A 21,332-nucleotide genomic window follows, 5' to 3' on the forward strand; every position below is an offset into this window, starting at 1 on the left:
GGGCCGCGGGACGGCGGGCCGGGGTGCCGGAGGCGGGGCCACCGGAGGTCGGGGTGTAGCGGGGCGTCGTGGACGGGCGCTGGGTCACAGGTGGTGTCTCTCTCATCGGACGGGCGTCTCGGCCCGGCTGTGGTGTCGGCCGATCGCGCGGGTGCGCAGGTGGCCGGTGGTGGGGTCGGTGTCGACGTCGATGCGGATGCCCCAGACGTCGGTCAGGAGGCGCGGTGTCAGCACGTCGACGGGGTCGCCCTCGGCGACGATGCGGCCCTCGCTCAGCACGACGATGCGGTCGGCGAGCGCGGCGGCCTGGTCGAGGTCGTGCAGGACGACGCCGACCGCGATGCGGCCCGAGTCGGCCAGGTCGCGCACCAGGTCGAGCAGTTCGACCTGGTAGCGCAGGTCGAGGTAGGTCGTGGGCTCGTCGAGCAGCAGCACCCCCGTGTCTTGCGCGAGGCAACTGGCGAGCCAGACGCGCTGCAGCTGGCCGCCCGAGAGCTGGTCCACGCCGCGGTCGGCGAGGTCGGCGACGCCGGTCAGCTCGAGCGCCCGGTCGACGGCGGCGGGACCGTCGGGGTCGGAACGCCCCCAGCGGCCGCGGTGCGGGTAGCGGCCGAACTCGACGACGTCGCGCACGCCGAGGCCGCCGGGGGTCGGGCGCCCCTGCGTCAGCAGCGCGACGCGCCGGGCGAACTGCCGCAGCGACAGCTCGAACCCGTCGAGGGTCTCGCCCGGGCCCGCACCCTCGCTCGCGTCGGGCCGGTCGAGTGGTCCCGAATCGTCCTTCCCGTGCGCACGAACGACGTTTTCGGACCACTCGACTCTCGCAGGAGGCGCGGCGAGGGTCAGCGAACCCGTCCGTGGCTTCTGCAGGCGGGCGAGGGTGCGCAGCAGGGTCGACTTGCCGCTGCCGTTCGGGCCGACGAGGGCCGTGACGCAGCCGGGACGCAGCTCGAGACGGGCGCCGCGGACGACGTCGACGCCGTCGTAGGCGACCGAGACGTCGTCGGCGCGGAGGGCGGCCGAGGCGGATGCGGTGGCCGCGGCGGGCAGGTCGGTGGTCACGGGTTTAGGTTAGCCTAACCTCACCCCGGTGCCGCAACCCGGCCTCTCGACGTCGAGCCGACCCGCGCCTCCCGGGGCATCGGCGAGACTGGACCGATGACCTCACGGACGACGACCCTCCTGACCGCCGCCGCCCTCGGCCTGGGCCTGGGCCTCGGCCTCGCCGCCTGCTCGACGCCCGGGGCGCCGGCACCCACCCCGAGCGCGAGCGACACGCCGGTCCCCCTGCCCAGCCCGATCGCCGCGCCCGACCTCGCGACGCCCGAGGTCGAGGCCGCCCTGACCGACCTCGAGACGCGGTACGACGCACGGATCGGCCTGAGCGTGCTCGACACCGGCTCGGGCGCGACCCTCGACCACCGCGCTGACGAACGCTTCGGCTACGCGTCGAGCCTCAAGGCGTTCGCCGCGGCGGCCCTGCTCGACGCGACCGACGACGCCGCCCTCGACCGCGTCGTCACCTGGACCCAGGCCGATGTCGACGCCGCCGGGTACTCGCCGCTGACCAGCGAGCACGTCACCGACGGGCTGCCGCTGCGACAGCTGGCCGAGGCGGCCGTGCGGCAGAGCGACAACACGGCGCTGAACCTCGTGCTGACCGAGCTCGGCGGCCCCGCGGGGCTCGACGCCGCCCTCGCCGCGCAGGGCGACGACGTGACCGACGTCGTCCACTCCGAGCCCGAGCTCAACACGCTGACCCCGGGCAGCACGGCCGACACGACCACGCCCGCGGCCTTCACGGCGACCCTCGCCCGCGTCACGGACGGCGACTGGCTCGAAGCCGACGACCGCGCCACCCTGCTCGAGTGGATGTCGGGCAACGCCACCGGCGACACCCTGATCCGCGCCGGAGCCCCCGACGGCTGGCAGGTCGCCGACAAGTCCGGAGGCGCGGGCGGCATCCGCAACGACGTCGCGATTGTGGTCCCCCCGTCGGGCGACCCCGTGGTCATCTCGGTGCTCACCACGCGCAACGACCCCGCCGCGAAGTACGACGACGCCCTCGTCGCCGAGGCCGCCCGCATCGCCCTCGCCGCCGTCGCCGCCGCTCGCTGACCCGACGAGGCCCCTCGATGCCAGTCCAGTCGAGCGCCGCGGTGACCCGTTCCGCCGTGGGCAACGCCTGGCGCTCGGCTTCGGGCAGCGAGTCGTCCGTGTAGGTCGACACGGCGAGAGCGGATGCGGTGTGCCCGAGCGCATGGCGGACCGTGTGGTCGTTCCGGCCGCCGCAGATCAGGATTCCCCCGGTGGGACGGTGGAAGTCACGCCGCATGGTGTCGTCGACGACGGCGACGTAGAAGCCGAGCCGGCCGGCACCTCCTGACCCGCGTCGCGTGTCGCGCCCGAGTGGGCAGGAACGGCGCGTCGACTCGGCAGGGAGGACATCTCCTGCCCCGTGGCGCCGAGGTCGGCGGAGGCGGGGCTAGCGAGCGTTCCACGAGGCGCGCACGACGGTGTCGAGGGCGCTCGAGAGGTCGGTGCACCACCAGCGGCGTTCGGGGGCTGCGGTGAGGGTGAGCTCGTAGCCCGCTTCCGTCCGTGCGACCGTGCCGACGACGACGAGGGCACCGCGTTCGGACCGACGGACGTCCACGACGCGCCAGCGACCGCGCCCGACGACGTCGAGCCGCAGGTCGAGTGCGCTGGCCACGGGCCCACGCCCCCGCCAGGCCGTGCCCGACCGCGATCCGCCACCCTCGATGAGCATCGTCGCCTCTCTCGCGGCCCGCCCCTGCGCGGTCCGACGGGGTGCACGGTAGACACCCGACCTGACAACGCGCGGGGTTGACGACGGGGGCCCAGCGTGCTCCTCGTCCCCCGGCGCGTACCCCACCCGACCGCCGGCGACGGGTCGTGGGCCCGGACGCAGGGGCCTCCGCCTGTCAGGGTGGAGGAATGCCGTCCCCCACCCCGTCGTCCGACGCCGCGTCCCTCGAGGCCCTGCGCGCCTCCGTCCTGTCGACCCGAGGAGGCGCGGTGGACGACAGCATCCCCCAGCTCGCCGAGGCGGACCCCGAGCTGTTCGGGGTCGCCGTGGCGCGGCCCACCGGCGAGGTGGTCGCGGCCGGCGACTCCGGTCACGCGTTCTCGATCCAGTCGGCGGTCAAGCCGTTCCTCTTCGCGCTCGCCCTCGCCGACACCGGCGGAGCGGCGCTCGACGCGGTCGGCATCGAGCCGACCGGCGAGGCGTTCGACGCGATCAAGCTCGAGGGCGGCACCGGGCGGCCGCCGAACCCGATGGTCAACGCCGGAGCCCTGCTCACGGCGAACCTGGTCGACGGCGACACCTGCGACGAGCGCACGGCGCGCATCCTGGCGGGCCTCGGAGCCTTCGCGGGGCGCGAGGTCGACTACGACCGCGAGGTCAGCGAGTCGGAACAGCTGCACGGTGACCGCAACCACGCGCTGGCGCACCTGATGCGGTCGGAGGGCACGCTGGACCGCTCGGCCGACGACGCCGTCGCGCTCTATGCGCGGGCCTGCTCAGTGCTGGTCGACACCGAGGCCCTGGCCGTCATGGGCGCGACGCTCGCGTTCGGCGGTCGCAACCCGGTGACGGGCGAGCAGGTCGTCGGCGCCCGCGTCGCCCGCGACGTGGTGTCGGTCATGGCGACCTGCGGCGTCTACGACGGGTCGGGCCGCTGGATGCGCGGCGTCGGCGTCCCGGCGAAGTCGAGCGTGTCGGGCGCGATCGTCCTGTCGGCACCGAACCGGCTCGGGGCGGCGGTGTTCAGCCCGCCGATCGACGAACAGGGGACGAGCGTCCGCGGTGCCGAACTGAGCCGCCGGCTGAGCGACGAGCACGACCTGCACTCGTTCGGCTTCGGCGGCTAACACGATCGAGGCCCCCGGTGGGCATCCTGGAAACAGGAGCCGACCAGGGGCCTCGACGGGCCCGAGGCCGGACTCAGGCCTGGACGTCTCCGCGCCAGGCGCCGTCGACGTTGCCCTCGCGCTCGATGAACTCCTTGAAGTTCTTGAGGTCCTTCTTGATGGCGTGGTTGTCGGCGCCGAGCGTGCCGCCGACCTTCTCGAGGAAGCCCTCGGGGGTCCAATCGATCTGCACCGTGAGGCGCGTCTCGGTGTCGCTCAGCTTGTGGAACGTGATGACGCCAGCGTGGTCGACCTCGCCGCCCGTGCTGTTCCAGGCGACGCGCTCGTCGGGGTGCTGCTCGGTGATCTCGGCCTCGAAGGTCTTCTCGACCGGTCCGACCTTGACCTTCCACACCGTGAGGGTGGGGGTGGTCTGGGTGATCGACTCGACCTCGTCGAGGAACTTCGGGAACGACTCGAACTGGGTCCACTGGTTGTAGGCGACGCTGACGGGAACGTTGACGTCGATGGTCTCGATGGCCTGTGCCATGGTGCACTCCTTGCTGACGGTGTTCAGAATTTCCGGGCGACGCCGAGTCGGCGTCGTGCCCTGTCGTGAACGGTAGGAGGCGCGGGTCGGCTTCGCCCACGTGCGGAGGCAACGGTCAGGTGACGGGTGACGCCGCCGACCGTGGGGCCTCACACTACTCGCGTGCCTGGTCCGACATCGTCACGACGGTTCTCCTGCTCATCGGCGTCGGTCTCGGAGTTCGTCCTGGATCTCGAGCTTGCGATGCTGTGACCTCAGGCGGTCGAGGAAGTCGGCCACGGCCGAGACCTCGTCGGGGAAGGCATGCAGGCTCCGTTCCTCCACGGCAGCTCGTTCGTCGACGAAGAAGGTGCTCCACACACCGTCGCGTCGGGCCACGGCGAGACAGTCCGAGCGGCTGAGGTACACGTCACCGAGAGCGACGCGGAATCGGTCCAGGCCCTCCGCCTCCATCTGCGCAGGCAGCGACGCGAGGTCGGTCATCGGGGTCCGCGACCGGTCGCGCTCGAGGTCGCGCTCACGGTGCAGGTCACGGAGTAGCCCCTTCAGCCGGAGGAGGACGAGGAAGTCCTCGAGGGCGTCGGACTCGCTCGGGTAGGTCCGCACGCTCTCGTCGACGACCGTCGCGCGCTCGTCGGTGGAGAAGGTCACCCAGGCACCGTCGCGTCGGGCGACGACGAGGCAGTCCGTGCTGTTCGCGTGGTCACCGTCGATGACGTGTCCCAGGCCGCCGAGGCCCTCTGCCGCCATGACGGCGTGCACCGATTCGATCGTCGCCATGTCAGGCCCTCCCCGATCTGTCGTCTTGCGACGCCCGCCACGTCTCGTGGGCGAGCCTGTTCTTCTCCCTGATGCGCGACATGAGCGCGTCTTCGTCGGCCCTCGGCCTCATGAGACGCAAGAAATCGTCGAGGGCGTCGGAGAGTTCCTCGTAGGTGCGAACGCTGGCCGCCTCGACACCGGCACGTTCGTCGGTCGAGAACGACGATCAGTCATCGGGCTCCAGGCCTGCGTCGAGGACGGCCCGCAGCTCCTCCAACCGGGCGGCGTTCTGCAACTGGGACATGAACTCCGTCACGGCAGAGTGCTCGTCCGGATGCTCGACGAGTGTCAGCTCTTCGACGAGACCTCGTTCGTCGCGCAAGAACGTCACCCACACCCCGTCGATCTGCCCGATCACCTGCGCGCCCGGGACGTGTCGCGACGTGTCACCGATCAGAAAGTTCAGATGACCGAAACCGGCCGCTTCCACTTCTGCTCGGAGTCCGTTCACGTCGGTCGCGCTCCGTCGTCCTCGTCCGAGGTCGGGGACGGCGGTGCTGCAACGGTAGTCATGTCAAGCCCCGTCGAGCCGGCCGTTCTGCGACTGCTGCCACGTTTCGTGGGCGATCCTGTTCTTTTCCCTGATGCGCGACATGAGCGCATCCTCGTCTGCCCTCAGCCGCATGAGACGCAGGAAGTCGTCCAGAGCGCGGGACAGGTCTTCGTAGGTGCGAATGCTGGTCTCCTCGACACCGGCCCGCTCGTTCGTGGAGAAGGAAGTCCACACGCCATCCTTCTGGGTGAGGACCAGAGCGTTCGTCGAACTGCCGTGATCGTCTCCGATCACGTAAGGGAATCTGTCGAGCCCTTCGGCCTCGATCGTGGCCACAGCAGCCTCGAGCGTCGTCATGTCGCTTCCGTCCTCACGTGATGGTGATGTCCTTCAGAAGGCCGAGCCCGATCAGCAGATCGACGCCCAGGGGCATGCGGTACTGGATGCCGCCACCCCGTTCCCCGAAAGCCGAGGCTATCGTTCCGGCCTGGACATGGATGTCGTCCCAGCTCATGGTGTACCTGTCCATGATGACGTCCACCGCAGCCTTGGCGTCGGGATCGGTCGACCGGTCGTATGCACCTCGGATGTCGTTCAGATCGCCGGTCACCTCGTATCTGTGGACCGTGTCCTCGACCCACGGGAGGGCGCGCCAGCTGTGCGGCACGCTTTCCCCAGACGGAAGGAGCGGAGAGGTGAACCGGCCGTCGCCCGGACCCTCGCGGTCGATGATCGAACCTACGGGGATGTCCGGGTCGCGGGCCAGGATCGGGCTACCGTCCGCATGCCGCACGAACCCCTCCTTGGGTGCCAACTTCTCCCACCAAACTTTCCCGTCAGGCCCGAGGACGCTGGTGTCGCGAGGTACCTGCCGCTCGATCGGCCATTTGCCCTCGTCCCGGAACACCGCACCCGCCTTGGGGTCCATCACGTCCAGGTAGTCGGCCAACTGGTTACGGGTCATCGAGCTACCGTCGATGATCGGGGTGAGGTCCCTCGTCCCCGTGACGTCGGTGATCGGACCCGTCGGGGCGTCCTTGACCGGGGCTGGCTGAGCGGGGGCGTCGCCGCCTCCCGAGCCACCCGGTCCGGCATCGCCGTCGGCGCGACCGGGCTGCCCGGCCGCGGGGGCGTCGTCGACGTGACCCGTGCCTCCTGCGTCCTCGCGGACCGGAGGGGCGGACACGTCGTCGCGGACCGGAGGGGCGGACACGTCGTCGCGGACCGGAGGGGCGGACACGTCCTCGCGGACCGGAGGGGCGGCCACGTCCTCGCGGACCGGAGGGGCCGACGCGTCGTCGCCGCGGACCGGCCCGGGCGTCGTGTCGGGGCCGTCGACCCGCGCGGGCGGGGGTGCGAGGCCGTCGGAGCGGACGTCGACGACGTCGTCGAGACGGTCGAGCTGCTCGCCGAAGCGCGACGGGGAGTCCGGCCCGCCGGCCGCCGAGCGGGGGCCGTCGGTCGGCACCCTCAGGCGCTCCGACAGGCCGGTGAAGGCGTGTCCCACGTGTGTCAGGCCGTTGCGCAACGCCGACCCCTCGGGGGCGCGGAGGCCGGCCCGTTCGACCGCGCCGCCGAGCCGCGCGAGGCCCGACGTCGCCTTCGTCGCACCGACGGCCGCGCCTCCGACCGGGACGAAGAACGACGCCACACCGAGGGTGGCGAAGGTGCCGGCCGCGACCGGGTCCTCGTCGTACATCTCGGGCGTGCCGACGATGCCCTGCACGACGCCTTCGAGCGTGGAGCGGTACCAGTCGACCGCAGGCTGAGCGGGCGCCGAATCCGCACCCGGGGGTGCGTACGCCAGCGCGATCGTCGCCGGACTCGTGATCAGGATGGCCCCCAGGCCCTGCAGCAGGCCGCTCCAGGCCTGCAGGCCGAACTCCTTGGTGACGCCCGTTCCGCCCTGGATGTCCCAGCCGACCAGGGCACCGGCACCGTAGGCCGCCTCGGCGATGAACATGCCGAGGCCCGTCCCCATCGACTCGGAACAGGTCTTGTGCGGGTCTCCCGGAGCACCGTAGGGCAGGTCCTTCATCGAGTCGAGCTGCTCGGCCGTGAACGCGACCTGCTCGGGGAAGCACATCGGGTCGGTGCGCAACGCGTTGATGCCGTTCTCGCACTCGGCGCGGGCGGCGTCGATCTTGGCGACCTCGGCGTTCACCTCGCCGAGCAGCTCGTCGTTGCGGTTGCGAGAAGGGATGTGGTCGTACCACTCGACGGTGACCTCGTCGGGCCCGCTCGAGATGTACGAGTTGTAGCTCTCGGTGCTGTAGGTGACGCCGCCGGACACCTCGGCGTTGAAGGCCTCGGCCTCGGTGACGAGCTCCTTCAGCCGCGCGACCGGCGCGGCGACGGCGCTTGCCAGGTCGTCGAGCAGCGTCGCGACCTTGCCGAACGTGTCGCCGAGGGTCTGCGTGCTCGTGCCGACCGGGTCCATGGCGACGAACAACTGCTCGGCTTCGGGCGCCGCGTAGACACCCGACAACCCGGACCACGACGTGACGACCCCCGCACCCTGCTCGGCGATCGCGGTCGCCGTGCTGCGGAAGGTCGCGGCGGACCCCGAGATCGCGGCCGCGTCGATGGTGACGCCGGGGATCGCTCCGGGGACGATCAGCGAGGGGCTCATCCCGGCACCCCCGGGGTCGACGCGGGCGGGATGCCGGCGGCGCTCTGCTCGTTCGCCAGGGCGGGCGCCTGGGACGCGGCCGTCACCGCGGCGGACTGCGCGTTCGCCGCCATCTCCTCGTCGCCGGCCACGTAGGCGATCGTCGCCTCGGCAGCACCGGCGCCGCAGGAGTCGATGCGGTTCACGACCGACGTGAGGGTCGTCGTCTGGGACTCGATCAATCCGAACACGGCGTTGGCGACGCCGACGAGCAGGTCGCCGACGCCGCCGCTCAGTTCCTCGTGGCCGGTCGCGAGACCCTCGGCCGCCGTGCCGAGGTCGCCGGCCGAGACCTGGACGTCGGCCAGGATCGCCTGCACCCCGCTGGGCGAGATCGACCACGAACTCATGCGCCTGCTCCCTCGTTCGTCGTCGACGGCGACACGGTCGCCGGCGTCGCCGGCGTCGCGGGCGTCGCGGGCGCCGCGGTCGCGGGCCTCGGCCCGCCCGGCACCGCCTCGACGACGACCCGGCCCCCGGTGTTGCGGACGAGCGCCTGGACGACCGCGTCGGACACCGGGTCGGTGCCCGGCGCGTACGCCTCGGTCAGCCAGCTGCCCGCCTCGACGTCCACCCCGAGCAGGACGGACGCGTCGGCCGGGTCCTCGACGTACGTGCTGCGCACGATGGCCAGCACGAGTCCGTCGTCGGTCGCGATCTGCAGCCCGCCGCCCTTCCAGAGCTTGCCCAGGCCGAGGTACGGGTCGACTTCGGCGGCCGCACGGGCGCCGTCGACGGCGGTCACGGGACCGGGCGTCACCACGGTGTACTCACGAGGCACGGCGCACCCCCGGCGGGGTCATCGCGGCGAGGATCTCGTCGGCACCGACGACGTCGACCGCGTCGGCGAAACGCTGCCAGCGGGCGGCGGCGGCGGCACCGTCGTCAGCACCCGCACCGGCGCCGGCATCACCGGCCGGCCCCTCGTCGAACGACACGAGCACCGACGGCGTCCGCGACGACCCGAGCACCCGTCCGCCCACCCGACGGACGAGACCCTCGACGTCCAGGTGCATGCCCCGCACGCTCCGGGCCCCGATGACGGCGGCCACCGGCTGCGGCGCCACCCGGTCGTGGGCGGACACCGTCGCGTCGGCCCGGCCGGACATCGACCACGCCGTGGCCAGGAGGACCTGCTGTCGGCCGGCCACGTCGGCGAGGGCGTCCGCGACGACACCCGGGGCGACGGCACCGGTCACGACGATCCGGGTCTCCTCGACGACCCCGTCGTCGCTGCGCGAGACGCGCACCCACCCGCGGTACCTCGGCCCTGAGGCGTCGCCGCCGGCCACGTGGAACCGTGTCTCGGACGGCATGCGGCTGCGCGCCGCGGCGGTGAAGAAGTCACGGTCCCAGATCGCGGTGGCCGGCTCGGTCGTCCCCCAGAGGGTCCGTGTGCCGGGTGCGAGGGCCTCGACGAGTCGTTCGAGGGTCCCACCGAGCCGGGCCTCGGCCCTCGCCCGGTGATGCGTGACGACGGCGAGTTGCGTCCAGGGGACGGCGTCGGGGTCGACCGAGCGCCCTGCGTCGAGTCGGACCGCCGACGGGGCCTCGTCGCGTGGCAGCGGGTAGCCGTCCTCGGTCACGCCGAGCCCGTGCGCCGGCGACCGCAGCGGCTCGAGCGTGACCGCCCGACGCAGCGAACCGTCGGAGGCGCGGGTCAGCCAGACCCCGCCGAGGACGTCGAGCAGATGGAACAGCGAGTACGTGAGCCGCGACTCCGGGCCCGTGACGAGCGCGACGCGGGTACCGAACTCGGCACAGTCGACGAAGAGGGCCGAGAGGCCGCTCGACACCCCGACCACGGGCTTGCTCGACCGCGACTCGACCCACCCGGGCCCGTGCGTGTCGAGCAGGGGGTGCAGCAGCTTCACGGATGTCGTGGCATCGTCGGTCATGGCTTCCCCCCGGTAGCGGCGACGTCCATCGTACGGCTCCGCGCCCTCGGGCGCGGTCCGCCGAACGCCCCACGCATCCGTACCCCGACGACCGGCCCGAGCCTAAACTCGGACGATGTCTTCGTCAGCCACCGACCAGCACCGCCTCGACCGACGGCGACGGGTACGGAGGCACGGCACGTTCGCCGCCGTGCTCGTGGTCGGGCTGGTCGTGATGGCCGGGGCGGCGTACCTCTTCTCGGACGTGTACGCCGCGGTCACCGACGACGAGAGCATCGCGCTGCTCGATCAGCCGACCCTGCGTCTGGCCATGGAGGCGCGCTCCCCCTGGCTGGACACCGCCCTGACCGTCTACACGAACGTCGCCGGCGTGATCGCCCTGCCGATCCTGGGGCTGCTGGTGGTCGTCGTGCTCGCCGTCCGCCGCCGGGAGTGGGTCCCGGTCGTGCTCGGCCTGTCGGCGGGGGCCGGCTCGTTGCTGATGACCCAGGCCGGCAAAGAGCTCTTCGGTCGGGACCGCCCGCCGATGTCGGACGCGGTGCCGCCGTACGAGACGAGCGCGTCGTTCCCGTCGGGGCACACCCTGAACGCCACGGTCGTCGTCGGTGTCGTCGCCTACCTGCTGGTGCTGCGGCAGACCCGGCGGTCGATGAGAGCACTGACCATCTCGGCGGCTGCCGTGTTCGCCCTGACGATCGGCCTCAGCCGCGTGTACCTCGGGCACCACTGGCTGACCGACGTGGTGGCCGCGTGGCTGCTGGCCCTGGCCTGGCTGGCGGTGCTGGTGATCGCGCACCGCCTGTGGCTGCGTCTCGACCAGCCGCCTCGGAGGGAAGAGAGCGAGTGACGGGAATCGAACCCGCGCTATCAGCTTGGGAAGCTGAAGTTCTACCATTGAACTACACTCGCGCGGCGCCTCGAGGGCGCGTCAGACCACTATAGCGGCCCGCGCCTCCTGTGCTCCCCGTGCCCTGCCGAGCGTGTGGCACCGCCGGCAGGAGGCGCGCTCAGGCCCCGGTCGCGACCGAGACGATGCGCAGGTCGACCGAGGCCGGCGGAACGGGCTCCCCGCTCACCCGGTCGAGCAGCGCCTGGGCGACCGCACGGGCCACGAGCGGCCCGGAGCCGCTCTCGTCGACCGCGATGTCGAGGGTGATGCGGGTCTCGAGGTCGGCCACGGCGATGCCCACGACCGGCACGGGCCGCCCGGGGGCCGCGGCCGCGGCGGCCTCGACCGAGGACGGGTCGGCGCGCTCGGCGTCGGGCACGTCGGGCGCCGGCGGGGCGCCCGACGCGGCGGCGACCGAGTCGTCGCTCTGCACGGTGGAGCCCACGACCCCTCCGCCACCGACGACGGTGCTCAGCCCCTGCAGGGCCGACCGCACGACGCTCCCGAAGCCGGGCCGGGCCCGGACGTGCACGACGCCGTCGACCGACGCCGCGATCTCGCCGAGCTCGGCGGCGAGCAAGGACAGGTCGGCCGGGCTGATGCGGGCCCGCAGGCCGTCGTCGTCGCTCATGTCGCGCCTCCTCCGCTCTGCAGGTGGACGTCGTCGACGACGACGTCCACGCTCTCGAGGGTCAGTTCGGTCTGACGGGACAGGCTCGACGACACGGCCGTCCGCACCGCCTCGGCGAGCGCGGGCAGGGGTTCGCCGAACAGGCCGCTGACGACGACCTCGACCCGGACCAGCGCCCCGGGAACGCCGACGTCGCCGTGGATCGTGCACGAGACGACCAGGGCGCCGTCGACGCCGTCGCCCGCCTCGCGGATGAGCGCCCGGACGGCGCCCTCGGTGATGTGCAGGGTCGACCGGTCGTCGATCGAGGCGAGCGGGATCTGCCGTCCGGCCCGCGACTCGAGGCGCACGCGGTCCATCACGCCCGAGATCCAGCTCGGGTCCGGCGCGGGCGTCGTGGCGGCGTCGGACTCGAGGAGCCGGGCGCCCATGGCCCGGAGGCGCTCGAGGGCGGCGAGCTGGGCCCTGGCCTCGGGTGACTCCTCGATCTCGGGGTCGTACGGCTGCCGACCGGCGTCGAGGTAGTCGACGAGACGTTCGGGCGAGATGCCGTCGTCGTCGCCCTCGACGGGCTCGTCGGGCGCGGGGTCGGCCTCGACGGACCCGCTGAGGTCCACGGCCACGTCGGGTGGCGTCGGGTCCTCGTGGGCGTGGTCGGTGCCGTGTGGACGGTCACTCATCGCCAGGCCTCCATCTCGCGGGTCAGGGTCTCTCGGGCCCGGGCGAGCTGCCCCCGGACCGCGGTCACGGTGGCGCCGGTCCGTTCGGCGATCTCGGTGTACGACTCGCCGCCGACCTCACGCAGCGCCCACACCCGCCGCTGGGCGGCGGGGAGTCGGGCGAGTGCCGCGCGCAGCGCCTCCATGGCGTCGTTCGACGCCGCCTGGCGTTCCGGATCGGTCGTCGGCGTCGCCGAGGGCAGTTCGAGGTCGTCGACGTCGTCGGTGAGGCGTCGCGACCGGATCAGGTCGAAGGCCTTCCGTGACACGATGCGCATCATCCAGCCCTTGGCCGCGGCGGGCGTCTGCAGGGTCGGCAGTTCACGCCAGATCGTGATCGACGCCTCCTGCACCGCGTCGGTCGCGTCGGCTCGTGAGCCGGTCAACCGGGTGGCGTAGGCCGTCATCAGCCCGAGGTGCCGCCGCAGCAGCACCTCGAAGGCCCGCTCGTCCCCCTCGGCGGCACGTGACGCGAGCACGGCGTCGGAGGCCTCGGTCAGGTCTGCCGACATGCCCACCCCCTCTGGCGCTGCGTCCGACCGGCCCCCGGACGAGGAGGCGCGGGTCGCGACCCGTGGAAAAGTACCGACGGGTTCCGTGACGTCCGAACGCCGGAACGCGTCTCATCCCTGGATACACCGGAACCACCTGAACCGGTACCGGTTCCCCGGCGCGTCGACGGCGCCGACGGCCCCGTGGCCTGACGACCCGCGCCTCCTCGGCTCAGCGGACGGCGAGCAGGATCTTGCCGCTGTGCCCGCCGGACTCCATGCGCTTGTGGGCCGTGGCGACGAACTCGAGCGGGTAGACGCTGTCGAGCACCGGTCGCACCGACCCGGCCTCGACCAGCGGCCAGACGTGGTCGCGCACCTCGGCCATGATCGCGCGACGTTCGTCGAGCGAGCGGGCGCGCAGCGTGGTCGCCCAGACCCGACCGCGCTTGGCCATCAGCCGTGACAGGTCGATCGTGGCCGACGCCCCGCCCTGCACGGCGATCACCATGACGCGGCCGTTCACGGCGAGCGCCTCGACGTCGCGGGCGATGTAGTCGCCACCGACCAGGTCGAGCACGACGTCCACGCCGCGGCCCTCGGTCAGCTCGTCGACGACCGCGACGAAGTCCTCGGTCTTGTAGTCGATGCCGCGGGCGGCGCCGAGCTGTTCGCAGAACGACGTCTTGTCGGCCGACCCGGCGGTGGCGTAGACGGTCGAGCCGAGCGCCACGGCCATCTGGATGGCGATCGAGCCGACGCCGCTGGCGCCGCCGTGCACGAGAAGGGTCTCGCCCGGTTTCAGCCCGGCGCTCATGAACACGTTCGACCAGACGGTGGCGACGGCCTCGGGCAGGCCGGCCGCCTCGACCAGGTCGACGCCTCGGGGCAGGGGCAGCACGAGCCCCTCGTCGACCTGCACGCGGTCCGCGTATCCGCCGCCGGGCAGCAGGGCCACGACGTAGTCGCCGACGGCCGCGGTGGTCACGTGCTCGCCGGTCGCGACGACGGTGCCGCTGACCTCGAGCCCGGGCCAGGACGGCGCCCCGGCGGGCGACGGGTAGTGGCCCTCGCGCTGGTTCACGTCGGCTCGGTTGACCCCGGCGGCGGCGACGTCGATCACGACCTCGCGGGGGCCGGGCACCGGCTCGGCCACCTCGGAGACGACGAGGGCGGAGGGCCCTCCGGGCACGGGGACGGTGATGGCACGCATGCCTCCATCCTCCCCCCGTGGCCCCCCGCGCGCTGACTAGTCTTGTCGCGTGCTGCTCTCCGACCGTGACATCAAGCTCGAACTCGACGCCGGGCGAATCGGCCTCGACCCCTACGACCCGACGCTGATCCAGCCGTCGAGCATCGACGTGCGTCTCGACCGGCTCTTCCGTCTGTTCGACAACCACAAGTACCCGTTCATCGACCCGGCCGACGAGCAACCCGAGCTGACCCGCCTGGTCGAGGCCAAGGCCGACGAGCCGTTCATCCTGCACCCGGGCGAGTTCGTGCTGGGCAGCACCTACGAGTTCGTCAGCCTGCCCGACGACGTGGCGGCCCGGCTCGAGGGCAAGAGCTCGCTCGGGCGCCTGGGTCTGCTGACGCACTCGACCGCCGGCTTCATCGACCCCGGCTTCGGAGGCCACGTCACGCTCGAGCTGTCGAACGTCGCGACCCTGCCGATCAAGCTCTGGCCCGGCATGAAGATCGGCCAGCTCTGCTTCTTCAAGCTCAGTTCGCCGGCCGAGCACCCCTACGGCTCGTCCGAATACGGCTCGCGCTACCAGGGTCAGCGCGGTCCGACCGCCAGCCGGTCGTCTCAGAACTTCGTGCACACGGACGTCTCCGCCCGCGACTGACCTCGGCGCGAGACCGATCTCGACGGGCGACTCCCCTCCACGGACGAGAAAGGGGTGCGGAAGGAACCCGACTCCCTCCGCACCCCGGCGACACGAGAGAAACCCGACGTCGATCTCGTGCGCTGTGACTCGCGGTCCTGAACCTGTCACCGCGAGGCTTTTTCATTCTGCGGCTCTCTGCCTGACGGGCAAACCCAGCTCTGTCCGGAAAACGAAACGAAAGCTCAGGTTGCGAAGCGGCGGCGGAAAGTCACCCGTCAGGACTCGAGGGTGTCCCGGGGCGAACGCCCGAACTCGGTCGTGTACTGGGCGGCGAACCGGCCGGCGTGGGCGAAGCCCCAGCTGAGCGCGACCCCCGCGACCGTGTGGCCGAGGGTCGGGTCGGCCATGACGAGATCGCCGTGCGCCCCCCGCAGTCGGGCCCGTCGCAACTCGGCCATCGGCGTCGAGTCGAGGTGGCGACGGAACGCCAGCTGCAGGGCCCGCGGTGTCACCCGTGCCGCCTCGGCGATCTCGACGACGCCGATGTCGTCGTGGGCGTGCTGCTCGATGAACTCGCGCGCGCGCCGCACGGTCGACGGGAGGGGGGCGAGACCGTCGTCGCCACCCGTGCCGACGACGTTGGTCTCGAACGTCTCGAGGTAGGCCGCGACGAGCGACCGGAACGCCGAGCCACGCACCAGGGCACTCGCCATGGCGGCGTCGTTGCGGATGACGTTCTCGTGCACGTGGGTGACGAGGTCCGACCAGTAGCGGCCCATCGAGACCGACACCGCCTCGGTGGCCGTCGACCGCAGGCCACCCGGGGCCGCCAGCCGCATGGCACCCAGCTCGCGTTCGACGGCGGCGCGGTCGAGCATCACCTGGCCGAGCACGAGGTCGAACGACTCCATGGTCTTGGCGTCGTGCGAGGGGAACGCGAACGGGGCCCCGGGCTCGACGCGGATCTCGTGGTCCCGCGTCCGCATCGCCAACCGGCCCGCCATCACCCCGCCCGCCACGAGGAACCCCGCGGGGTCGCTTTCGGTCAGCAGCCGACCACGCCGGTACTCGAAACGGCACAGCGCGAACCGGGTGTCACCCGACACGGCCCGGCTGTAGACGAACGGCTCGGGACCTTCGCCCTCGAGTCGGGTGATCTTGTAGTTCTTGCGGATCAGGGCATGCGCGACGTCGCGGTCGCGGGTGGTCACGCTTCGGACCCGGGGGTCGACGTGGGCCGCGGGGGGCATCGACGACGGGCCCGGCAGGTAGGCAGAGGCTGATCCGGCGGCGGCTGCCGCCACCTCGGGTGAGACTGATGACACGGTCGTTCTCCTGGGGTGGGAGCTGATCCGGGGTGGTTGGTCCCGGCTCGGTCGGGCCCGACGTCGGCGTCGGAGGACCATCTCGCGATTATCCACCAGACGAACCGGGCGTGCCCGCGTCCGTGAGGTCGCCGACGCCCCGGCGGCCTGGTCCCGGCACGCGTAGCGTCGGGTCATGGACTACAGAACCCTCGGAAACAGCGGTGCCTCGGTGTCGGAGCTGACACTCGGCACCATGACGTTCGGCGCCGAAGCCGACGAACCGACCTCGCACGCCATCCTCGACGCCTTCGTGACCGGCGGTGGCACGCTCGTCGACACGGCCGACGTCTACAGTGCCGGCACCAGCGAGAGCATCATCGGCCGCTGGCTGGCGAGCCACCCGACCGACGCCGACCAGGTCGTGCTCGCGACGAAAGGGCGCTTCCCGATGGGCGACGGGCCCAACGACGTCGGCCTGTCGCGTCGGCACCTCGCCAAGGCCCTCGACGCCTCGTTGACCCGGCTCGGCGTCGAGCACGTCGACCTCTACCAGATGCACGCCTGGGACCACCTCACCCCGATCGACGAGACCCTGCGGTTCCTCGACGACGCGATCTCCGCAGGCAAGATCGGCTACTACGGCTTCTCGAACTACCTCGGGTGGCAGGTGACGAAGGCCGTCGGCCGGGCCGAGGCGCTCGGCTTCGCCCCGCCCGTGACGCTGCAGCCGCAGTACAACCTGCTCGTGCGCGACATCGAGCACGAGGTCGTCCCGGCCTCGCTCGACGCCGGCATCGGCCTGCTGCCCTGGTCACCGCTCGCCGGCGGCTGGCTGAGCGGCAAGTACGTCCGCGATCAGGCGCCGACGGGCGCCACCCGCCTCGGCGAGGACCCGAAGCGCGGCATGGAGGCCTGGGAGGCGCGCAACGCGGACGAGCGCACCTGGACCGTCCTCGAGGCGGTCACCTCGATCGCCTCCGCGCACGACGCCTCGGCCTCGCAGGTCGCACTGGCGTGGTTGCTCCGGCAGCCCGCGGTCACCTCGGTGATCCTCGGCGCCCGGACGGTCGAGCAACTCGACGACAACCTCGGCTCGTCGGCGCTGGCCGCGGCCCTCACCGACGACGAGGTCGCCCGCCTCACCGCGGCGAGCGCACCTCGCGTCGACGACTACCCCTACGGCACGGCAGGCGTCGCCCAGCGCGACCGCAAGATCACCGGCGGCCGCTGACCAGGAGGCGCGCCGCGCCTCCTGCAGGCACCGCGCCCCCCACGGTCGCGACACGACACCACGAGATGGGCACCGCGCCAGGTTTTCGCCTGGCGCGGTGCCCATCCGCTGGTGCCGTACCGACCGGGGCGGCTCAACGCTGCAGCGACGCGGTGGCGCCGACGCGGCCCCGGGCGACCCGCACGGCGATCGTGACGACGAGCACGACGGCGGCGGCGACGATCGCGGCCACCCCGGCGACCACGTTCTCGGGCTCGCCGGCCAGACGACCGACCGCGATCCAGGCGAGCCCCCACGACAGCGACAGCGCCGGAGTGATGCGACCCCGTCCGGCGAGGGCGAGCACGATGCCGACGAGGGCGGCCACGCCGAGCACGACCGACGACCAGAACCCGGCTCCGATGCCGAAGCCGTCGAAGCCCGCGTCGACGAAGCCGGCGGCGATGTTGGCGACGGTCGCGACGCTGACCCAGCCGAGGTAGAGGCCGAGCGTGCCGTCGGTGACGACCGCGTCGACCCACCCGCTCGACGCGGTGTGGAACAGGATGACGAAGACGCGCGCGAGCACGAGCAGCAGCACGACGATGACGACGGCGCCCAGCCAGACGCTGCCGAGTTGCACGGCGGCGACCAGCCACGCGGCGTTCAGCACCAGCGAGGCCGCGACCCAGTAGCCCAGGCGACGGTGCCGGGTCACGGCGCGCTGGCCGGGCAGGGCCTGGTAGACGGCGTAGGCGACGAGGCCGAGGTAGATGACGCTCCAGATGCCGAAGGCCGTGGTCGCGGGGGCGACCGTCGTGGCGGTCGCGCTGAGCGCACCGCCTGCCGCGTCGGACACCGAGACGCCACCGAAGGCTCCCGAACCGTAGGCGGCCAGCACGATCGCGAGCACCGCGGTGACGACCACGACGATCTGGCGGACGACGTCTCGGGACGTCGCGGCTTCGGCAGGGGGGCGGTTGCTCGTGTCGGCGGTCATGACAGGGACGCTAGTCGCGCCGGCCCGCAGATCTCTTAGTTGCTAAGAGGATTGCCAGGGAGGCGCGGTGCGGGCGGGCGGTGAACGCACCTGGACGGGCGGCCGGGCGGTCAGCCCACCGGGACGGGCGGCCCCGCGATCAGCAGCACCACGAAGACGACGACCACGGCGACGGCCAGCAGCACGAGGGCGAGCACGAGGTGCCCGAGCATCCAGCGCAGCAGCCGGTCGAGCGGACGCCGGTCGCGCGGGTCGTCCGTGGCCGTGCGGCGCCAGGCCCCCGCCAGGAGGCCGCGGCGGTCGATCCAGCGCTCGACGGGCAACGACGCGAAGGGCACCACGGCGCTGGCGAGGGCGGCCAGGGTCACGCCGCCCGACCAGCGCTGGTTCACCGCGACGACGACCCCGGCCACGAGGTACGCGAGGAACACGAAGCCGTGGATCGGCCCGGCCACGCTCACCGGCCAGTCACCCAGCCCGACCGCGTACTTGAGGATCATGCCCACGATGAGCAGCGACCAGGTCACCACCTCGGCGACGGCGAACGAACGGAAGAGGGCGCGAGGCGACACGAGCTGCTCCTGGTGAGGGGGCCGACGGGGTACTCGTCCATGCTCGCAGCCACCGGCTGGACACCAGCCCTGCTCCCCCGGACTCGCCGCCCGCGTACCCCTCTGGCTGGGTGCCGCACCGCGCCTCCTCGGTTTGATGGGACCCATGACGACACTCGCGATCATCGGAGCAGGCAAGGGGCTCGGCGCTGCCGTGGCCCGACGATTCGGCGCGGAGGGTTTCGGCGTCGCGCTCATCTCGCGGAACCAGGGCCGGCTCGACGCCCTCGCCGCCGAGCTCGAAGCCGACGGGATCACCGCCCAGGGCTTCACGGCGGACGTGCGCGACCCGGCGAGCATCGCCGCCGCGCTCGAGCAGGCGACCGAACGGCTCGGACCGATCCAGGTGATGCAGTACAGCCCGCTGCCACAGAAGGACTTCATGCGTCCGGTGCTCGAGACCATGCCCGCCGACCTGGTCGGCCCGGTCGAGTTCTCGATCTACGGGCCGGTCGCGGCGGTGCACCAGGTGCTGCCCGGCATGCGCTTCTTGCCCGACGGCGGTGGCACCATCCTCTTCGTCAACGGCGGCTCGGCCGTCACGCCGGGGGCGAAGGTCACCGGGACGTCCATCGCGTTCGCCGGCCTGACCGCGTACGCGCAGCTGCTGCACGACGAGCTCGCCGACGAGGGCATCCACGTCGGGCAGCTGATCATCCCCGGCGGCATCGAGCCCGAGAGCCGGGACAAGAGCCCGGAGGCGCTGGCCGAGCTGCTCTGGCGGCAGCACGTCACGCGCGGCGAGTTCCGCACCACGGCGCCCGAGAAGGGCACGCCCGCCTGACGCCCGGGCCTCGCCGCCCGGGCCTCGCCGCCCGGGTCTCGACGCCCGGGTCTCGCCGGTGGCGCCGTGAACCCCGTTTCGAGCGATGAACCCCGTTCGTTCTGGGTCCATCGTTCGAAACGGCGTTCTTCGCTGATCCGAGACGTACCGGCCTCAGCGTGCGCCGGCCGCGATCACGAGAGCGGCTTCCACAGGGAGGGCGCGTTGATCCAGTTCGGGTCGCCCGCGCCCTTGCTGCCCTGCACGGCCTCGAAGAGGCGGCCGTCGTGCGCGACGACGTCGCCCTTCGCGTACGTACCGAACGCGTCCCAGCGCGGAGCCGAGACCTGGTTGCCGTCGTCGGCACCGTCGGCCTTCGGCGTGGTCACCTCGAGCGCCGTGCCGTGCCCGGACTCGTTGCCCGCGGCATCTACGGCGCGCACCGTGTAGTGGTATTGCGCGCCAGGCTTCACGGTGGTGTCGTCGAACATGGTCGCGGTCGACGGGAAGGTCTTGACCTCGTGGCCCTTGGTCCGGGTGACGACGTAGTGGTCCACGCCGACGTCGTCGACCGACGCGGTCCACATCAGCGTGACGAGCCGCGGCTCGACGGCCATGGTGTGCAGGCCGGTCGGCACGGTGGGTGCGGTCTCGTCCTTCGTCGGCAACGCCTTCGTGGTGACCTTGAGCGCGTGGCTCGTGCCCGAGACGTTCCCCGCCGCGTCGAGCGCTTGCACCTGGTACTCGTAAGCCGTCTTCGCCGAGAGCCCCGTGTCGGTGAACTCCGGGGCGGAGACGGAACCGACGACCTTGCCGTCCCTGAGCACGCGGTACTCGGCCACGCCGACGTCGTCCGTCGAGGCCTTCCACCGGATCGTGGCCGAGGTCGTGGCGACGTGATGGGCGCTGAGTCCCGACGGCGTCGACGGAGCCTGGGTGTCCGGTGCGGCCGCGCCCTCGATGTCGACGTCGATGGCGTTGTAGAAGGCGTTGGGGGTGTCGGCGACGTCCCAGACGGCATAGATCACGTGATAGCCCTGGTGGTCCGCCGGGACGTCGACGAAGTGCTTCGGGTTCGTGGTGGCCTCGCTGCCGTCGTGCTTGATGGTCGAGATGCGCTGCAGATCCGACCGCTTAATGGGAGCGTTCGGGTCCCAGCCGTTCTTGGTGATGTAGTACCGCCACTGAGACGTCTTGTGCGGCGCCGTGTACTTCCAGTCGATCTCGACCGGCCCTGCCTGGATCTCGTTCTTCGCCCACAGGTCCGCCTTCTGCTCGTCCACCTGAGAGAACGCGGCGACGCCGGCCGACGGCAGATGGCCGTCGACCGGCCCGTCCGCGGGGAAGCCTTTGGGAGCCTCGAACGACTGCTTGTCGTAGGCGGCCGCGCCGACCAGCCCGGCGTTCGCCGGCATGGCCTGGCGAGCGATGAGTTGCGACCCCTCGGCACCGACCCAGCCGTGCGCGCTGGCGGCGGTCGTCAGTCCGAGGGTGGAGACGCCGGCCAGCACGCCACAGGCGACGACCCCGGCCACGAATCTGTTCTTCTTCTTCATGCTCAACACCTTT

Annotated in this window: 24 protein-coding genes, 1 tRNA gene and 1 pseudogene; 6 read left to right on the forward strand and 20 right to left on the reverse strand. The window is 72.1% G+C overall.

What is annotated here, in order from left to right:
• Positions 1–102 precede the first annotated feature (102 nt).
• The gene (locus tag EDF50_RS11765; protein ID WP_199738765.1) at positions 103–1,062 is read right to left on the reverse strand and encodes an ABC transporter ATP-binding protein; all 960 of its coding nucleotides are present in this window, start codon (positions 1,060–1,062) and stop codon (positions 103–105) included.
• Between the two features lie 96 nt (positions 1,063–1,158).
• On the opposite strand from EDF50_RS11765, the gene bla reads away from it, so the two are divergent.
• Positions 1,159–2,118, forward strand: coding sequence for a class A beta-lactamase (gene bla, locus EDF50_RS11770; protein ID WP_123519744.1), 960 nt, complete (start codon positions 1,159–1,161; stop codon positions 2,116–2,118).
• Here the strand turns inward: bla and EDF50_RS11775 are convergent.
• Both EDF50_RS11775 and EDF50_RS11780 read right to left on the reverse strand, forming a co-directional pair.
• A pseudogene (locus EDF50_RS11775) lies at positions 2,024–2,365 on the reverse strand (PDDEXK nuclease domain-containing protein); the annotation flags it as partial. The gene bla and the pseudogene EDF50_RS11775 sit on opposite strands and share 95 nt — an antisense overlap.
• Positions 2,366–2,485: 120 nt before the next feature.
• Positions 2,486–2,713, reverse strand: coding sequence for a hypothetical protein (locus tag EDF50_RS11780; RefSeq protein ID WP_148076829.1), 228 nt, complete (start codon positions 2,711–2,713; stop codon positions 2,486–2,488).
• Positions 2,714–2,958: 245 nt separating this feature from the next.
• On the opposite strand from EDF50_RS11780, the gene glsA reads away from it, so the two are divergent.
• Positions 2,959–3,897, forward strand: a complete 939-nt coding sequence (gene glsA / locus EDF50_RS11785) for a glutaminase A (RefSeq protein WP_123519747.1) — start codon at positions 2,959–2,961, stop codon at positions 3,895–3,897.
• A 73-nt stretch (positions 3,898–3,970) separates the two neighbouring features.
• Here the strand turns inward: glsA and EDF50_RS11790 are convergent, their stop codons facing one another.
• The 8 genes from EDF50_RS11790 to EDF50_RS11820 form a co-directional block, all read right to left on the reverse strand.
• A complete protein-coding gene (locus tag EDF50_RS11790) occupies positions 3,971–4,426 on the reverse strand; it encodes an SRPBCC family protein (RefSeq protein ID WP_123519748.1) in 456 nt (151 codons plus the stop codon).
• 198 nt (positions 4,427–4,624) lie between these two features.
• Positions 4,625–5,206 carry a hypothetical protein gene (locus EDF50_RS11795; RefSeq protein WP_123519749.1) on the reverse strand — a complete coding sequence of 194 codons (582 nt, stop codon included), beginning with the start codon at positions 5,204–5,206 and terminating at the stop codon, positions 4,625–4,627.
• Between the two features lie 208 nt (positions 5,207–5,414).
• Positions 5,415–5,699, reverse strand: coding sequence for a hypothetical protein (locus EDF50_RS11800; protein ID WP_148076830.1), 285 nt, complete (start codon positions 5,697–5,699; stop codon positions 5,415–5,417).
• 63 nt (positions 5,700–5,762) lie between these two features.
• Positions 5,763–6,098, reverse strand: a complete 336-nt coding sequence (locus EDF50_RS11805) for a hypothetical protein (protein ID WP_123519751.1) — start codon at positions 6,096–6,098, stop codon at positions 5,763–5,765.
• Positions 6,099–6,111: 13 nt separating this feature from the next.
• The gene (locus EDF50_RS11810) at positions 6,112–8,373 is read right to left on the reverse strand and encodes a TNT domain-containing protein (RefSeq protein ID WP_158612704.1); all 2,262 of its coding nucleotides are present in this window, start codon (positions 8,371–8,373) and stop codon (positions 6,112–6,114) included.
• A complete protein-coding gene (locus EDF50_RS16695) occupies positions 8,370–8,762 on the reverse strand; it encodes a DUF6507 family protein (RefSeq protein WP_158612705.1) in 393 nt (130 codons plus the stop codon). The genes EDF50_RS11810 and EDF50_RS16695 overlap by 4 nt, the downstream gene beginning before the upstream one ends.
• Entirely contained in the window at positions 8,759–9,193 is a 435-nt protein-coding gene (locus EDF50_RS11815) for a hypothetical protein (protein ID WP_123519753.1), read from the reverse strand. The genes EDF50_RS16695 and EDF50_RS11815 overlap by 4 nt, the downstream gene beginning before the upstream one ends.
• Positions 9,183–10,310: a DUF6177 family protein gene (locus EDF50_RS11820; RefSeq protein WP_123519754.1), complete on the reverse strand. Its 1,128-nt coding sequence runs from the start codon at positions 10,308–10,310 to the stop codon at positions 9,183–9,185. Before EDF50_RS11820 ends, EDF50_RS11815 begins: the two co-directional genes overlap by 11 nt.
• A gap of 115 nt (positions 10,311–10,425) precedes the next feature.
• Here EDF50_RS11820 and EDF50_RS11825 point away from each other — a divergent pair, with 115 nt between their 5' ends.
• Positions 10,426–11,157, forward strand: a complete 732-nt coding sequence (locus tag EDF50_RS11825; RefSeq protein WP_123519755.1) for a phosphatase PAP2 family protein — start codon at positions 10,426–10,428, stop codon at positions 11,155–11,157.
• Here the strand turns inward: EDF50_RS11825 and EDF50_RS11830 are convergent.
• From EDF50_RS11830 to EDF50_RS11850, 5 genes are all read right to left on the reverse strand, one after another.
• Positions 11,149–11,219 (reverse strand) — tRNA-Gly (locus tag EDF50_RS11830). The two genes, EDF50_RS11825 and EDF50_RS11830, sit on opposite strands and share 9 nt — an antisense overlap.
• Before the next feature lie 98 nt (positions 11,220–11,317).
• Positions 11,318–11,830, reverse strand: a complete 513-nt coding sequence (locus EDF50_RS11835) for a hypothetical protein (protein ID WP_123519756.1) — start codon at positions 11,828–11,830, stop codon at positions 11,318–11,320.
• Entirely contained in the window at positions 11,827–12,510 is a 684-nt protein-coding gene (locus EDF50_RS16700) for an Asp23/Gls24 family envelope stress response protein (RefSeq protein WP_158612706.1), read from the reverse strand. The genes EDF50_RS11835 and EDF50_RS16700 overlap by 4 nt, the downstream gene beginning before the upstream one ends.
• Positions 12,507–13,061, reverse strand: a complete 555-nt coding sequence (locus tag EDF50_RS11845) for an RNA polymerase sigma factor (protein WP_370453995.1) — start codon at positions 13,059–13,061, stop codon at positions 12,507–12,509. The genes EDF50_RS16700 and EDF50_RS11845 overlap by 4 nt, the downstream gene beginning before the upstream one ends.
• Positions 13,062–13,272: 211 nt before the next feature.
• Positions 13,273–14,253, reverse strand: a complete 981-nt coding sequence (locus EDF50_RS11850; RefSeq protein ID WP_123519759.1) for an NAD(P)H-quinone oxidoreductase — start codon at positions 14,251–14,253, stop codon at positions 13,273–13,275.
• A 49-nt stretch (positions 14,254–14,302) separates the two neighbouring features.
• On the opposite strand from EDF50_RS11850, the gene dcd reads away from it, so the two are divergent.
• On the forward strand, positions 14,303–14,890 hold the full coding sequence (dcd, locus tag EDF50_RS11855; protein WP_123519760.1) for a dCTP deaminase: 588 nt from the start codon (positions 14,303–14,305) through the stop codon (positions 14,888–14,890).
• A gap of 257 nt (positions 14,891–15,147) precedes the next feature.
• Here dcd and EDF50_RS11860 read toward each other — a convergent pair whose 3' ends face one another.
• Positions 15,148–16,197: a helix-turn-helix transcriptional regulator gene (locus tag EDF50_RS11860; RefSeq protein WP_233570609.1), complete on the reverse strand. Its 1,050-nt coding sequence runs from the start codon at positions 16,195–16,197 to the stop codon at positions 15,148–15,150.
• 175 nt (positions 16,198–16,372) lie between these two features.
• Between EDF50_RS11860 and EDF50_RS11865 the strand changes: the two genes are divergently transcribed.
• Positions 16,373–17,410, forward strand: a complete 1,038-nt coding sequence (locus EDF50_RS11865) for an aldo/keto reductase (protein ID WP_123519762.1) — start codon at positions 16,373–16,375, stop codon at positions 17,408–17,410.
• A gap of 133 nt (positions 17,411–17,543) precedes the next feature.
• On the opposite strand, the gene EDF50_RS11870 is transcribed toward EDF50_RS11865, so the two are convergent.
• On the reverse strand, positions 17,544–18,389 hold the full coding sequence (locus tag EDF50_RS11870; RefSeq protein WP_123519763.1) for a tryptophan-rich sensory protein: 846 nt from the start codon (positions 18,387–18,389) through the stop codon (positions 17,544–17,546).
• 110 nt (positions 18,390–18,499) lie between these two features.
• A complete protein-coding gene (locus EDF50_RS11875) occupies positions 18,500–18,961 on the reverse strand; it encodes a DUF3817 domain-containing protein (protein WP_233570611.1) in 462 nt (153 codons plus the stop codon).
• 145 nt (positions 18,962–19,106) lie between these two features.
• On the opposite strand from EDF50_RS11875, the gene EDF50_RS11880 reads away from it, so the two are divergent.
• The gene (locus EDF50_RS11880) at positions 19,107–19,784 is read left to right on the forward strand and encodes an SDR family NAD(P)-dependent oxidoreductase (protein ID WP_199738773.1); all 678 of its coding nucleotides are present in this window, start codon (positions 19,107–19,109) and stop codon (positions 19,782–19,784) included.
• A 173-nt stretch (positions 19,785–19,957) separates the two neighbouring features.
• On the opposite strand, the gene EDF50_RS11885 is transcribed toward EDF50_RS11880, so the two are convergent.
• A complete protein-coding gene (locus EDF50_RS11885) occupies positions 19,958–21,319 on the reverse strand; it encodes a lytic polysaccharide monooxygenase (RefSeq protein WP_123519766.1) in 1,362 nt (453 codons plus the stop codon).
• Positions 21,320–21,332 lie beyond the last annotated feature (13 nt).

The organism is Frigoribacterium sp. PhB24 (assembly GCF_003755185.1).
Lineage (GTDB): Bacteria > Actinomycetota > Actinomycetes > Actinomycetales > Microbacteriaceae > Frigoribacterium.